At 35.3% G+C, this 15,330-nt stretch carries 13 protein-coding genes; 9 read left to right on the top strand and 4 right to left on the bottom strand.

The window, feature by feature from the left end:
* Positions 1-14 precede the first annotated feature (14 nt).
* The 4 genes from IPJ53_04010 to IPJ53_04025 all read right to left on the bottom strand — a co-directional run bounded on the left by IPJ53_04010 (position 15) and on the right by IPJ53_04025 (position 4,349).
* Positions 15-806 carry a hypothetical protein gene (locus IPJ53_04010; GenBank protein ID MBK7798254.1) on the bottom strand — a complete coding sequence of 264 codons (792 nt, stop codon included), beginning with the start codon at positions 804-806 and terminating at the stop codon, positions 15-17.
* Positions 807-828: 22 nt separating this feature from the next.
* Positions 829-1,236: a hypothetical protein gene (locus IPJ53_04015; GenBank protein ID MBK7798255.1), complete on the bottom strand. Its 408-nt coding sequence runs from the start codon at positions 1,234-1,236 to the stop codon at positions 829-831.
* Positions 1,237-1,711: 475 nt separating this feature from the next.
* On the bottom strand, positions 1,712-3,535 hold the full coding sequence (locus IPJ53_04020; GenBank protein ID MBK7798256.1) for a T9SS type A sorting domain-containing protein: 1,824 nt from the start codon (positions 3,533-3,535) through the stop codon (positions 1,712-1,714).
* A 58-nt stretch (positions 3,536-3,593) separates the two neighbouring features.
* Complete coding sequence (locus tag IPJ53_04025) at positions 3,594-4,349, bottom strand: T9SS type A sorting domain-containing protein (protein ID MBK7798257.1); 756 nt, start codon at positions 4,347-4,349, stop codon at positions 3,594-3,596.
* Between the two features lie 321 nt (positions 4,350-4,670).
* Between IPJ53_04025 and IPJ53_04030 the strand changes: the two genes are divergently transcribed.
* The 9 genes from IPJ53_04030 to IPJ53_04070 all read left to right on the top strand — a co-directional run bounded on the left by IPJ53_04030 (position 4,671) and on the right by IPJ53_04070 (position 15,250).
* Entirely contained in the window at positions 4,671-7,049 is a 2,379-nt protein-coding gene (locus IPJ53_04030; protein ID MBK7798258.1) for a hypothetical protein, read from the top strand.
* A gap of 1 nt (position 7,050) precedes the next feature.
* Complete coding sequence (locus tag IPJ53_04035; protein MBK7798259.1) at positions 7,051-7,617, top strand: hypothetical protein; 567 nt, start codon at positions 7,051-7,053, stop codon at positions 7,615-7,617.
* 18 nt (positions 7,618-7,635) lie between these two features.
* Positions 7,636-8,823 (top strand): hypothetical protein, encoded by a 1,188-nt coding sequence (locus IPJ53_04040; protein ID MBK7798260.1) that lies wholly within the window; start codon positions 7,636-7,638, stop codon positions 8,821-8,823.
* Positions 8,824-8,952: 129 nt separating this feature from the next.
* On the top strand, positions 8,953-9,582 hold the full coding sequence (locus IPJ53_04045; GenBank protein ID MBK7798261.1) for a hypothetical protein: 630 nt from the start codon (positions 8,953-8,955) through the stop codon (positions 9,580-9,582).
* A 2-nt stretch (positions 9,583-9,584) separates the two neighbouring features.
* On the top strand, positions 9,585-9,983 hold the full coding sequence (locus IPJ53_04050; GenBank protein ID MBK7798262.1) for a hypothetical protein: 399 nt from the start codon (positions 9,585-9,587) through the stop codon (positions 9,981-9,983).
* Positions 9,984-10,038: 55 nt separating this feature from the next.
* The gene (locus IPJ53_04055) at positions 10,039-10,839 is read left to right on the top strand and encodes a hypothetical protein (protein MBK7798263.1); all 801 of its coding nucleotides are present in this window, start codon (positions 10,039-10,041) and stop codon (positions 10,837-10,839) included.
* A gap of 29 nt (positions 10,840-10,868) precedes the next feature.
* Positions 10,869-11,198 (top strand): hypothetical protein, encoded by a 330-nt coding sequence (locus IPJ53_04060; protein MBK7798264.1) that lies wholly within the window; start codon positions 10,869-10,871, stop codon positions 11,196-11,198.
* An 81-nt stretch (positions 11,199-11,279) separates the two neighbouring features.
* Positions 11,280-12,260, top strand: coding sequence for a hypothetical protein (locus IPJ53_04065; protein MBK7798265.1), 981 nt, complete (start codon positions 11,280-11,282; stop codon positions 12,258-12,260).
* Positions 12,257-15,250 carry a hypothetical protein gene (locus IPJ53_04070; GenBank protein ID MBK7798266.1) on the top strand — a complete coding sequence of 998 codons (2,994 nt, stop codon included), beginning with the start codon at positions 12,257-12,259 and terminating at the stop codon, positions 15,248-15,250. The genes IPJ53_04065 and IPJ53_04070 overlap by 4 nt, the downstream gene beginning before the upstream one ends.
* The last annotated feature ends 80 nt before the right edge of the window (positions 15,251-15,330 follow it).

A 15,330-nucleotide genomic window follows, 5' to 3' on the forward strand; every position in this document is an offset into this window, starting at 1 on the left:
AGTTTTAACAGAAGCTAGCAAATGATCAATAGTATAAAGTACACATTCTTTATCTCTATCAGGCAGGAGATTGATCTGATGGCAGATCCGGTATTTATTTTTGGATTGTCTTTATCATCCACGACGTTTAGGAGTCCAAGTATTTGAATCTTCACTTCACCTTTACCATCCATGAGTTTATCTCTGCCATTCATAAACAAAAAAGACATCCAATCCACTTTTACTTTCCATATAAAGGAGGGCGAGGTCAGTGATGAAAATTGTTCCGATTCGAAGTTCATCCATTTTCCGTTTGGAGCACTTCTCATTTGTCCTTTTTGGAGTGCATGAAAAATAAGATGAGCCTCGTTACCGGTAACGCCAGACCGGATTAACCATTTCTGAACTATGGGAGGCAAATCCGAAATAGACTGATGGTTGACCAGGGACGAGTTGGTCTCTTTGAAATTTTGAATTTCTATTTCCGTATTCTTTAAGAAGGATTGATATCGATAGGCCGGCAACGCACAGATCAAAATGATGACGTTGGCAACGGTTCCGAAACGTGCATCGGTCCAACTTGTGAAAATCAAAATTTGAGAAAGGAGAATACCCAAAAGTGCAATGGCCGTCCACACGGGTTTGTTGAGTATAAAAAGTATCGCTGCCAGTAGTAATATTAAGGTTGTCAACAACCAAATCCACCCTAGGGGTTTCGAAATTTCTTTGGTCAGTTGCGGAACTGCGGATGGATAAACGGATTTGACGAAACCCAAAAGATGAATTAGACCGTGAAACAGGATTAGGAAAAAGAAAATATATTTCATTGGTAGTAAAATTGAATTATGATCATTTGGGTCTTGTCTTATAATGGAGGACCCACGAATAAACCATGATTTTAATTCCAAACAGCAGAAAAATCAACTGGATCAATGAGTGATATCCCACCATCCAAATCTGCACTACCATCCAGATAAATAAAATGAGTCCTTGTGCGGCCACCAGAATGGGTGAGATGTTAGAAGTAAAAATGATGATTATAAAAATACAGGAGGAAAAAAGGCCGATACATACAAATAGGATCAATCCCGGATAAAAAAAATCAACAAACGGGGTGTCTTTCAAAAGACTGATGGGCATTTCCAAAATGGATCCATCGGGGGCCATCATCAAAGACAATCCACCGGCAATGGCTCCCAAAGCAAGGACCAGTGCGCTGAGCATAATTAACCGCAATAATAATTTTGTTTCCAACATTTTTCATTTGATTGATTGTAAAATTAATAATTTAAATATTGCACAGTTGTGAGCATGATCATTGAATGACCTGATTTTGGTCTAAAATACGCTCAGTATATGGCAATTTTATAAATAAAAGTAAATTGCCATATTTGTGGTTAAAAATCAATCTTTTACGATTAATCCACCAGATATGGCGACTGAATAGAAAGGTGGTGCCATCCTGGAAATTTTAAAAGGTGAACTCGAATATTTGAATTTTAGCAGACTTAAAATCATGGCCCTGATGATAGAGACCATTATTAAAAGACAAACGATATGTTTAGGACGATTATGTGAAGTTATTCAGATTGAAGCCCATGTTCTGAACGATAACAGGAGATTGCAACGGTTTATCTCAGTGGTAGTTTTTGATATTTCAGTACTGTATATTTCTATCACTTAGATGTCTACTATTTTTTCATGGGATACTTAAATTGTTAACTAAACTGCCTTATCTGATTATTACAATCTTCTCCGTTTTCATTACCACTCCTCTTTCATAAAGTACCACCGAGTAAAGTCCTGCCGGTAACTGCTCCGTATCGATCACATTACTACCTTGATATACGCGCTCGCTGAGGACGGTCTGTCCTTGTGAATTGATTAGATGTATGTACATACTTTCGGGCAGATAGTCATGAATATTTAGCACAAAGTGATCAGATGCAGGATTAGGAAATAAATCAGTTTTAATCACAATTTTTCCCTTGTCATTAGTTGCTAAAGTTCCAACATTCAGCGTCCTACATAAAGTATCTGCCCCGTACTTATTCTTAATAATCAGGCAGACTTCATATATGCCATCCTTCTCAAAACAGTGAATCGGAGAAGTATCTCTACTTTGCGAACCATCACCAAAATCCCAATACCATTCCGGCTCAGATTCTTCCGGAATATAAGCACTTAAATCCACAAACTCAAAACATCTGTATCTCGCGGTATCTTGATCATATCGCCACCAGGCCCATGGGACGTTGTCGATGCCGAGCGTATCACACTCGCTACCATCGATGGGCCCAAGGCGGTAATTAGGGAAATTGGGTATTTGAAATTTTCTTGAAGGGAGTTTTATGTGATGTTGTTTAAAATTACAATCTTTTCCTGATCTGTTGGGTGAGTTTATTACATGAAGCTCTCTTGTAGGTAAGTAGTTAGTTGTACCATAAATCCTTCCATCTGGCGCAAGTTGTAATTGATTGAAATAAGTAGGATATGAAATAGATGGTGATATCCATGACCTATAATTATCATATACATCAATAAGTATTTTTTCACCTAAAATCCCATTTTTAGAAACAGAATATTGCATGATGGAATCGTTTTCACAAACATACAGGAATCTATTATCTGGTGAAAAAGCTCCACTACTAAAAACAAAAGGTTCGTTTTCCGAATTTGGAATGTAACCTCGGTCTGAAAAAATCTTTCGTTGGTGATTAGATAGCATACCAGTGCAACGGTCAAAATGGTAAAAGTCTAAAAAAGAAATAGGATAATCTCCATCTCTGTTTGTATATACATTGCAATAATATTCTCCATTTGGTGAAAAAAAAGCAATTCCTAAACCATAAATTCTATCTAATTGGTTTGTTATTTGTTCACCGTAAGAAATGATTCCATTGGGAGTCAAAAGTAATTTATAATATGAGTTAATAAAGGGCATTGGAATTAATATCCACCAGTCTCTTCCATTGGCATGTTTGCATCCAATTATTTTTTGAGCTTCAAAAGTATCTTTTTTAATTACTTGAGCAAATCTGTCCACGATAATATGATCGGTATTTTGAACCAATATTTTTGAGTAGCTGATATTTCCTCCAACCAATTCAGGAATGGAATTGTAGACTATGTCGTAATCGTGTATATTAATAATATAGAATTCATTGTGTCTGCCCGGTGTTGGTAATATCAAACTTTGCTGCAGAAAAGCATAACAATCACCGAGCAAATAACAAATGCTGTCAGATAAGGGTACTTTTTGTCCATTTGCATCCTCTATTTCAAAACCATTGAATGAAAATTGAAATACACCATTTTGGCTAGAAATACAAACTGAGTTTCCACTTACTAAATTAATATTTTTTAATTTATCAAATCTAAATTCTGGATTTCCAGAGGCAGAATTAAATTGGGTGATACTATGTCCTATCACAGAATCTCTTTTAGGTAATATTAAGTACCCGGATATCCAATTAAAATCATATTGTTGGCTGATACTTGAAAATGTAAATGAGAAGTAAGTAACTATAATTAAAGCAATTTTGTTATTGGACATTGTTTTTATTAAATTTAAGATATTCAGCAGGGCAATGCCCTGCTGAATAGGATAAAAATTAGCGATTAATTATAATTCTTGAAGAATACAAATTCTTACCTGATTTAGAGTTATCGACAGATAAAATATATAATCCCGTAATTATATTATAAGTTGAAATTAGTTTAATACAAGAAGCATCTGTAGACCATCGTTCTGCCAAAATAATTTTTCCATTCAAATCCCGAATATGTATTAATTTATCTATTTTTTGATTACACATTCTATCGGTAATGATCAAATTCTCACTAACTGGATTAGGAGTAATTTGATAGGAATATCCAATATTTTCATCACCGGTTGAATTTATGATTGGACTTGGGGGAAGGCATAATAATGAATCATTATATCCATTTAAACCAGATAAGTCTTTTAGAATTCTTGCTAAGTAGACTGCATTTCCGTATTCAAGTGGACAAAGCTCCGCAATTGCGGATAGATCTGATGACTGAGTAGAATTCAATTCAAATATACCAGCCGCCACAGATTCCATATAGATATGGTTAACTTCTTGTAGGAAGGTTTGAATATCGTCTTCTGCCTCTATTAAATCATTGGCTGTAAGAACACCCTCAAGAAAAGTATCTCTTTGCTCAATCCAGCTATCCCATAAAGTATTTAAATCTGAAGTAGTTTCATTAGCGTCACTAAATAGATCTACCAAGAATTCATGGTAATAGCTACTGTCGGTAGAGTTGGCCGCATTGTACAAAGAATCTGCATACAATTTAATTGCCGTCATCTTCGCGTTAATGAGGATGAGTTCATCTTCCATATTTTGTAATTGTGAGCAAGATCATTGCCTTACGTGATCTTGACCCAAGATACTAACAAAAGTTATATTCTTGATATTTTTAAATGAATCAAATTTGCTATATATTATCGTTTTAAAAAAAACTTAGGAAAAAATTAGTGAGTGTTAACTCGAATAGTTATTTTCACAAGGCTTTAAGCCCAGGGTATTACGAAGCACCAGGGCTATCAATAAGTACCTGACCCGGCGCTCGTCTCAAGACGAATGCATTTTGATTTATTTGCGTGGTGGTAGACTCAATGCATGTTTGTTGAGTAGTCTTTGTTTGTTAAAAAATTAGTTATGACAGATCCAGAGAATCCAAATTCGTTATTTAGAATAATTATAGAAAAATGCAATAAAGTTTATTACTCTATTACAGAGAACTTTATTTATCTCATCATGGCCTTTGCGGCTCCTTTGTTTCTGTATTATATAAGTCAGGGTAAGGAAGTGGTGTTGTACTTGTTGGATCCGCATGAATGGATGAATATTGCCATGATACTGGTCAGCTTTATTGTATTGTTTTATGTTATTTGGGTAATTCCTGTGTGGAGCATTGAGCTCTTAAAAATATTATCCGACAGAAATATGATGACCCGGAAAATGGAAGAAGAGGAGGGAGGAGTTTCGCCACCACAATTGTTTTGCATTTTGGCCAACCGGTATAACAGTGAATTCAATCACAAGAAAGTTTATCCAATCAGGGTTTTTGCCAATATACCTATATTGGTTTTTGTATTTACCATTGCAGGAACACAGTGGGATGCATTATTTAGTCCGTTTATTTTTTTAATATTCCTGTTAATTTCTTTGATCATCAAGGATATGGCGAAAGGGATTATGGTAAATAAAGTTCTGCAAAATCTTTTTGTTCAGCGACCATATCTGGGTTATTTTGGCCATGCAGCAATCATTATAATGGCTTCGCTTTTATGGGCCTGTGGTTGGTATCTATTCGGTGCATTTGTAATTTGGTTATTGTATTTTTATAATGACTGGTTCCATTATTTTATAGAACATATTTCTGAATATTGGGAGCAAGATCCTAAAGACAACCCATGTACATCCGGTGATAAGCAGGAGTGTCTTTATAGAAAGTCAAAAAATGTATTTTCTGTTTATGCAAGTATCATTCTACTTTTTATAATCATGTTTTGGGTTGGGGAAAGATATGAGTTCATGCATAAAATATCGCCTGTGCTGATCATGAACATTTGTTTTTCGTTTATTATTTGTTTGATAGATACCGCCTTTAAGACACCTAAAGATGCGCTGGAAATTTTGGTCGTCATGGATCAGGTTCCGGATAATTACGACGAATGTTTGACTCACAAAGGAGTTTCAGAAATTTTACCTTCAACAGAAACAAATGCTCATGCCTTGCTGAAGGAACCTGAACCTCCGGTTAATATCGACAAGGGCCTTTATCTGTTTTTTAGTTTTGCGAATATTGTATTCCTGCTGGTTAGTTTGAATTTAATATTTATCAAATCAATCAATGGTCATAGAATACGAAAAGAGAGGATTGGCAAAGAGTTATACGATCAATTGGGTAACAGGGATAGCCTATTAAATTATTACAAAGTCTGGAGAGAAAAGAATAGTAATCCGAAGACAGTCGTTCTTATTGCCGGCTCAGGGGGAGGTTCCCGCGCAGGATACTGGACAGGAATAAACCTTGATCACATTTATGCTACTCTTGGAGATACAGCCAAGATATTTGCTATTTCTACCATTTCGGGCAGTACTTCCGGAGCGAATATGTTTTTAACCCGTCTGGTTGCTGATCCGAAAAGTTTATCGGTGCAAGAGAGAAAATCATTTTGGGATAACATTTATTCACGCAACTATTTAAGTGGTGGAATCTGGGGGGTATTGCTTGGAGACGGAATAGGAGGCTTTTCAAAGGGCAAGACAGATTATGACAAGGACAGAAATTATTATCACGAGCAGGGTGAGCTCAGTGCAATACAATCTTGCTTTCCACCCAATGATCAGAATCAGATAAGAAATCTGATGGTGGGCGATTATATGTCCAAATGGTCTGATACCACCATGAAATTTAGAATTCCATTGCATTTTGTCAACTCCGCAACTACCCAGGCAGGCAAGAGAGTGCTTGTTTCTCCTGTGGTAGTGGACAGCACCCTGCATCCGGATGTAGTAGATCTGTACAAGGAATTCAGGATGAACACCCAAACTAGTTGCAATCAATTTTCTTTGCCTATGTCCACTGCCGTTAAGATCAGCCAATCCTTTCCAGTGGTGAGTTCTTACTATTATTTGAAGGGAGTTGGAAATCTTATAGATGGTGGATTGTACGAGAGTTCGGGATGCAATACTCTATACGAAGTATATACAAAATTGCGAGAAATTGAGAAGGACACCAGTGTGCATTTTAAGATCATAGTTATTTTAAATGGGGATAGCGATAAATGCAATACTGAACCAGTCAACAGTTTGTTTTTAAATACACTTGGATCTGCCAGTACGACACCATTTTCAGGACATTCAGTCTATTGGCAAGAAAAAATGAAAACTGTTGATGGCAAAAATAATACAGCTGTAAAATTTGTAGAGTTGAAAGACAGTCTGGGTAATTGGAAGGAATTTCCATTGGGAGTGATGTACAGCCAACAATCCTTGAATCAAATTTGGGAATATTATAAAGGTAAATGATATGAAAAAAAAATTATTTGTAATAGCTTTCTTATTATTTCTTGGATCTAAAAATTACATGGATCGTAATTTTGCCCTGGAGAATCTTGGATTTTCAGAAGAAAATTTCAGTAAAATGTTTCAAGATTCTTCCGGTCTTGCTGCGTTTTACTCAGATACCCTTCGTTATAAATGTGAAGTATTGAATTGTACAAATTCGGAAACCTATACTGTACAAAAATTTAAGGAAAGCATGCTTCGATATTACAAGGCGGATTATGTATTTGCATTTTCTTACACGGCTATGTTTATCCTTATTTCACTTAGTTTGTCCTACCACAGGAGATGGAACAAGAGAACATTATATTTTTTTGTTGGGAGTGCCATTTTATTGTTTATAGCCGATGTATCGGAGAATACCATGATGATTGAATTCATTAATTCGAACTATGCAAATTACAATCACCTTATTCCATGGGTTAATGGATTGAAGACTGTACTTTTTGCTGTTTTGTGCTTGTGCCTGTTCTTCTTAAGGATACCATTTTTAGTAGGAAGGTTAAGGTCCTGGATGCAGGAAGACAAATAATTGGTATAAAATGTAAACATGAAAAAGATCTTTATTTTCTTATCAGCTTGGTTTTTAAGTATTGTTTCACACGCACAGGGATTTAGTTTTGATTTTATAAATCCGATGGAATTTAGGTCGCAGGATGAAATCAAACGAGGAGATAATTATATAATTAAAGTCAGGAATGTAAACCGGTATTTCTATCAAATTGATTGTACAGAGAGATCAAGTGATTACCATGCTGCACAACCCATTCCACTGCCAACTTTAATCATTTTACCTGAATCTTTTCCGAGCAGATTATTCGTGCCGGGGTTAAATTGCCCTGAGCAAATAGATACATTTAATCAATTGGTCAGGGAATTGAAAGGTTTAAAGATAGTTTACGAAAGTTTGGTTTCAGATTACACCAATCCGGACATTGGTATAATTGAATCAAAGGCATTGCCGCAAGCACAAAAATGTGAGCAATTAAGAGCAAAATTCAATAGTCTGGATAGCGTATGTGTTGGATCCTTAAATTATCTAAAGGTGGAATCCCTGTTGAAGGAATACCTGATATTGTTTAAAAATATCCGCTCGGTTTTTGAATTTTCTTATAAAGTAAAAAATACCAACCACGACCGGATAAAAGTGGAATTGAAATTTACACCGGAGAATCGGCTAAACAATAATGATCTTACTTTTAGTGATCCCAGAACTATGGAAACCAGATTGTATGCCAAGCATGGTTTTACCTTTTCATTGAGTGCAGGATTGTATGGGACCACGCTTAATTCAAAGGAATTTTATTGGACTGAAGGCCTGCAACATGATACTATAAATTTGGTGAATGGCATTCAAAAAAGTTATTATAAAATTGGCGAAAGAAAGAGCAAGGGGATTTCTCCTGGGGTGGCTTCGCTGGGTCACTTTAATTATATGTTGACCCCAGGATTTAGTATTGGATTGGGGCTGGGATTTGGGGTGAGTTATACAGATCGCATTTATCCGGATTTTCTTTATGGGTTGAGCTTTGGTTTTTTGAATGACACGAGGTTGATGCTGACCTTAGGAGGAGTACTTGGATACCGGACCAGTGGAATTGTTCCAACCTTGAATGCATCCAACACTTATTCCTATGAAGTCAAAAACAATTATGATTTATCCAAAAAGGATCAATTGATCAGGGATTGGATGCATCGGTTTGGTACAGTATCCGTGACATTTCAGCTGCTGGATTAAGAAAATATTACCTCCATGAAAAGTTTGTATTACTTATTGTAGATAATTTATTTGGGCATCAGAAAATTCAGAGACAGTTGGTGATTAGGTAAAGTTTGCGGATTATATTTAAAGTAAAATTGAGTTTGTATGTTAGAAGATTTGAAAAAATTTACGGAGGTATTCTCATGGGAAGTTGTGGTGCTAATTCTTGCAGTAAGCTTTAGGAAGCAATTTGCAGGAGTCATTGAAATTTTAAAGACCAGGATGAGCACAGCAGATAACATTGAAATCACAAAAGATGGAATAAAGATCAAGCAACAGCTGCAACAACTGGAAGATGTGGTTACCGGGGCCATTAATTCAGGGCAGTTGGGTTTGCCTCCAAAAGCTACCCGAACAGAGGTCAATTCCGAGTCCCAGGTAGATATTGATTCTGATCCTCTAAAGAAAAGTTGGGAGGGAAATTTGAAAGACAGAAACAGAAATATTTTCGCAGAGGTTCATCCGCTAGAAGGTACTAACTATTACCAACTGAGAATAGTAGTCCGTAGTACGGATCCGATCAGAGATCCGCTTAGAGGAAAAGTAAAGTTTCATCTTCACCCAAGTTTTCCAAATCCTCATCCTGAGATAGAAGTAAAGGATGGAGAGGCTGTATTGAGTTTAATTTCATATGGATCGTTTACGCTGGGAGCGGAAACAGAGGATGGGGCTAAATTAAAAATTGACCTGGCACAAGATGTGCCCGGTGTTTCAGAACAATTTAAAAACGCATAGTTATGGATTTGAATATGGTCATTTGTCCGACTACACTTTTTTGGTATGTATTTTTTTCAATTCTTTCTACCCTGATAGGCGCTTATGGGGCACTTTATATTGAAATTGCAAAGGAACCAAAAACCGAAACAGTAGGATTATTAGAAAAAGATTTATTGAGTGAGTGGCGCAAGAGATTAGTATTAGCCTTCATTGCATCGCTGGCGACGCCCTTGTTTTTGTATATATCAGAAGAGAAAGGTGTATTGGAGAGTTTATCCACTTTAAAGATTGGAATGTTGGTTTATTTTGGCTATTCCTTATTGCTGGCCACCTTTGCGGAGCAGATACTCAAGCTACTTTTTGAGATAATTAAGAAGACGGGTACTGCAGTAGAAAGTCTGATGGGAAAACCTAACTAAAGTTATATGGTGGGTGTGGAAAAGATGGGTGAATTTTGTGCATAGATTTTTTATTATGAATAGAATATTTTTGTTACCGATTTTAATGATGGCCTTTGCGAAAGATTCAAAGTGTCAATATTATGTCCCTTTTGAAGCTGATAATTTGAAGAAGGAAGCTATTGCAGGGTCGAATGACAGTGTGCTAATTCATCTCAGGTTGGCTGGAGCAATCAGAGAGTCTGCCAATCTTAAAGAACTAAATGATGAAAATTTAAATGGTTCTGTGATGGTTACCTTCGAAAAGCCGAATAAATATTTATTTTCATTAGGTTATACTCTTAATAAAACCAAGGATAACAATATTCTTTCTAACAGGCACTACTATAATTCGATTATTTTACCTGATTATGGCGGACAGTCATTTTCATTGGATTTTATAAAGCTATGGGAGAATAAATGGGGAGTGAATTTTAATTTTGCCATTGGAAACGATACATGGGTATTTGATACCACTCGCATTGCAGCTAGTCCTTTTCATTTTAAATTGCAATTTTTATATCATCCATTTTCTGCTTATAAGCTGCAGGGAGATAATCGATTCAATCTGAGATTTAATTTTGGGATATCTTATAGAGGAATTACCAACGAAATTGTAGATTATAATGATTTTCTCTCCTCGAAATTTGGTTTGACAAAAAATAAATTTTTTGGATTGGAGGGAAGTGTTAATTTTACTTTTAACAATTTAACTTTATTTTTTAATCCAACTTATTTTCCAGTGTCCAATAAGATTGTTGATTTTCCTAATAATGGAATATTTCTTATAGGGGCAATCGTTACCGGAGAGGCTTTGAAATTCAAATTGATAAAGTAATTATTCATCCATTAACTAAAAATTTATTTATGGGAAAGTATTTGGCAAATAGATTTGAGAGATATGAAATATTAGAAGATACTTCGTTGTCAACAAATCCTAGTGATTGGAATCATCATTTAACATTACAGCAGGACATGAGGGCCGTACTTGCAGCTAAACCTGGACAAACTCCAAGTACATCAGGAAGGTGGTATCTTGCAAAATGTAAATCCATTACTGACAATGATTCACAGTTGTTAATTGGATTTTGGTATTCTGTATTTGTAGCATTGAATGGTCAGGATCCTAAAATAGGCAATGATAATTTAGTTGCAGCTCCTTGTCCTCCGTTTTGTGGGAATGATCAAGTTGATTAAATCGGGCTAATTAATTCTGCATTAATTTTGGATAGTTGGGAATCGTCTAAATTTAATTTTATATTTCAGTCAATTGTTAAATTGATTGGAAATACTAAATTTTTTGAGGAGGCATCTAGTTCAAGCTTTTTCGATACAGGTGAGCTTAGTGAAGATTTAAAGAGGAAATTGATAGGTAAATTTAATTTAATATCTGATTTTTTTTTGAAAATTTTAGAGACAGGAAATGAGGATACCTTAAGAGAAGAAATTATTCTGTTTTCTAATGAAATTAATTCTTTAGAAGAATTTAGAAATTTTAATTTAAAGAGTTTAGAATTTCAGGTTGTCATTAATTACTATTTGGTAATTTGTTTTATTTATTTAGGTGACTATAGAAAAGCAAAACAACATTTTAGAAATGTAATTAGACTATTGGAAACAAAAAATGGTAATTCCATTTCGAGATCTAAAATTCGAAAGTTTGCAAATTTTATAAGGAAAAATGAAGAGAGAGTGTATCAACCCATTACGATACAGATAGTTATAGTATTCAGTGGGACTGATCAATCTATAGAACTTGATGAAATTGCCAATTTGAAAAGTTGTTTGGAAAAAATTCAAAATGATTCAATTGTAATAAAGTTTGTTGATGCTATCAAGTATAGTAATTTTCATGAGCTTGTGTTGGAACTTAAAAATCCAATAGATCATTTAATATTCATTGGACATGGAAATTCTACAGAGGGATTTAATTTAAGAATTTCGAAACAATTTACACCCTATAGGATTGGACTTGAACAACTAAGAAATGAAATTTTTCCCATTAGTGAAATAACCGATTTATTTATGTTGCTTTGTTGTAATGGCAGTTATTATTTTGCAAACGAAAAAGCAGGAAGAAGGGTAATAACTAACGAAAATGGAATAAGTTACTTTGTTGTAAAGAATTACCTTTGTGGGTTTTATGCTATTTATAAAAAACATTTGGGTGTAGCAAATTCCCATCGGATGGGATTAGCGATGCAGTTATTATTTAATGATAATTACAAGAATTTAAAAGTTAATTATATACAAGAATGAAATTGAAGTATTATATTTCATGTCATTTAATACTTTTATTTGGTGTTCTATCTTGTACATTAATTCAAAGTCAAAATCAAAATACCAATGTTTATTTTAGACAACTTAACACAAAACGTGTAATTTATTCAAGTTTAAATGGTTCTGTGATAATCAACTCTCATTTTAAGGATCTTCTAATGAGAATTGAATGGAAGCAATCCGACAAAAATGTGCAAAGTAATTATTATGAAGATGAATTAAATCGCGTCTGGTTTTCCACCTACCAGGCTCTGCATGTTTACATACCGGAGCTGGATGATTTTGAATATGAGCAAGTGACATCAAGTAACGGAGATACCATTAAAAGTGATTACAAGGTAATTGCAATGGATGGGGTGGATTTGTATTTCAAGGCAGGTGATGAGTTTTTTATGTACGATGTTTGTTTGAGGCAGGTGATTAGGAAATGGTCAGTTCCTGTAAGGGATAGTCATGATGCCATTTTACAAAATGTAGAGCAGGGTAAACGATTGTATTATTCTAATGCAGACACCTTGTATTGGATGGATTTAAATTCGGGTGATGGTAAAATTAAGTATGCACCCCTTGAAACCAGAGTGGGATTTATTTTAGGAAGTAGTGATTCGACTATTTATTTAGGGATGAATGAAGGAGAACTCATTCAATGGAATACAAAATTGAATCTAAAAGTTGCGGAAAGAAAAATATCCAATCAAGGTTTAGCTGGGATGTGTTGGTGGGGAGATCATCAGATCATTATTTCAGACAGGGATCAATTGATTTACTATGATGTTTTACTGGACAGCATCGTGAACAAGCATTATGTGTATGGTCCTGTAAATAAAGAAAAGGCTTTGGAAAATTTGCTCTTACCTTATGTTGACCCCGATTCCATTCTTTGGATTGGTTCCGATGGGTATGGGGTGGTTTCTCAAAGTCTTAAACTCAGGAAATTTAAATGGATCAATCGTGGAAATGAACGATTTAACGTAGTTGGAATTTTTGATCATGGGATGGATGAAATTTTATCTGTCAGCAGAAATGCGGAAGTAGGCATTTATTCTTTGCAAGCTGAATCATGGAAATCTTATTCAAGACCGAAGGATCCTGCGTTGACATCCAGCTTTATTAAAGCTTCGCTGGCCTTGTCAAAAGATCGGATACTCATGGCCGATTGGGATTATTTAATTTCGTTTGATGTTGAGACAAAAAAATATCTTAGACTGACTTGTTCTTCCGATCAAAGCTTGAATGGATTACTTGTTTTAAAATACGGTCCTGGCAATAGAATATTTACCCTTGCTTCCAATGTAGGTTTGGTCGAATTATTTATTAATGGTTCAAAGTATTCCTGGAAGCCGGTGGATGGTATAACAATGGGTTCTAAGCCATTTACCTATTTTGATCTAGACAGTTTCGGAAATATTTATCTGGGTAATAATGATGAATCTATTTTATTTTATAAATACAATGGGACCGGGAAGTACAGTTTGCAACATGAGTTTCCCATTCCCGGAGGGGTGAAAGATGTGGTGGAATCTACTCAGGAAGGACATATTTGGCTAGTGAATGATCAGGGACTTTATGATTTAAATATTAGAAATTATTTATTTACTCCTTTACAAGATCAAAGCAAATCCTTGCATCAGGTACTTTATTGTGTGGTGCCGGATACCGCCGGATATTTATGGATGAGTAGTAATTCAGGAATTTTGAGATTTTCTCTTTTAGATAGCAGTTTGCATTATTTTAAAGAAAAGGATGGCCTACAAAATTATGAATTCAACTCTTTTGCTTATTTGACATCTTCTTCCGGATTTTATTTTATGGGAGGGATCGATGGAATAAATTATTTTAATCCATATGAACTTAAACTATCCGGCAAAAAAGCGCCAATTGATATTTACAGTTTTAAGATTAATGACGAGGAAACAAAGAAGTACGGTGCTTCCAATGTTTTGCAGAAGCTGCAATTGCCGTATTCAGAGAATACAGTTTCTTTTGAGTTTTTGGCCATTGATTATGATGATCCTCAAGCCACACGTGTCAAGTACAAAATGGATGGAGTGGATGATGATTTTATTTTGGCAACCGATGTGAAAGGATTTGCAAGGTATGCGAATTTGAAGCCGGGACCATACAAGTTTCAAATTATAGGCAGTAATGCGGATCAGGTTTGGAATACTGAGGCAAGGGTGATAGAACTTGAAATAGTTCCTCCTTTTTGGATGACCTGGTGGTTTAGGTATGGAATGATTTTTATTATTTTGGGGATCAGCTTTTTGTTGATCCGGTTTTACTATCAAAGGCAAATAGAGAAGAGGGATCAAATATTACGCGAGCAAAGACTGATTATTGAAAAGCAGGAGGCCGTCGAAAATGAGCGCAACCGAATTGCATCAGAGATGCATGATGATTTGGGATCAGGATTAACGACGATCAGGTATCTTTCAGACCGCGCTTTACGCAATGTGTCCAATCAAGAGGAGCAATCGCACATCAAAAAAATTGCCGACCAAAGCAATTCCCTGGTTCGCAACATGAGTGAAATCATCTGGGCCATGAACAGCAGATTTGATACTTTGGAAAATCTCATGGCTTATGTACGAAGATATGCTTCAGAGTATCTGGAGGAATACAAGATCATTCTTAAATGGGAACAAGAACTTGAGGAGGGTGATCGAAAATTGAGTGGAGAAAAGAGAAGGAATGTATTTCTCACCATCAAGGAAGCCTTGCACAACGTAGTAAAACATTCGGCGGCCACCAACCTCAAGATTTCAGTAAAGGTTGATTTCAATCAGGTAATGATTACCATACAGGATGATGGTCACGGTTTTAATATAGAATTGGCAAAAGATCATGGAAATGGTTTGTACAATATGCAAAAGAGAATGAAGCAAATAGGAGGCGATTGTCAATTCTCTTCTTCTGATAAAGGAACCAGACTGATCATTCTATTTCATCCAGACCCTGACAGAACCTAATATTCTCCAATATATCTAACTAAGGTTATATGGTTTAGGTAAATCATTCAGCCGACTTTTGTAATTAAAATATTTTAAAC

Origin of the sequence: Candidatus Vicinibacter affinis (genome assembly GCA_016714365.1) — a bacterium.
Taxonomy (GTDB): Bacteria; Bacteroidota; Bacteroidia; order Chitinophagales; family Saprospiraceae; genus Vicinibacter; species Vicinibacter affinis.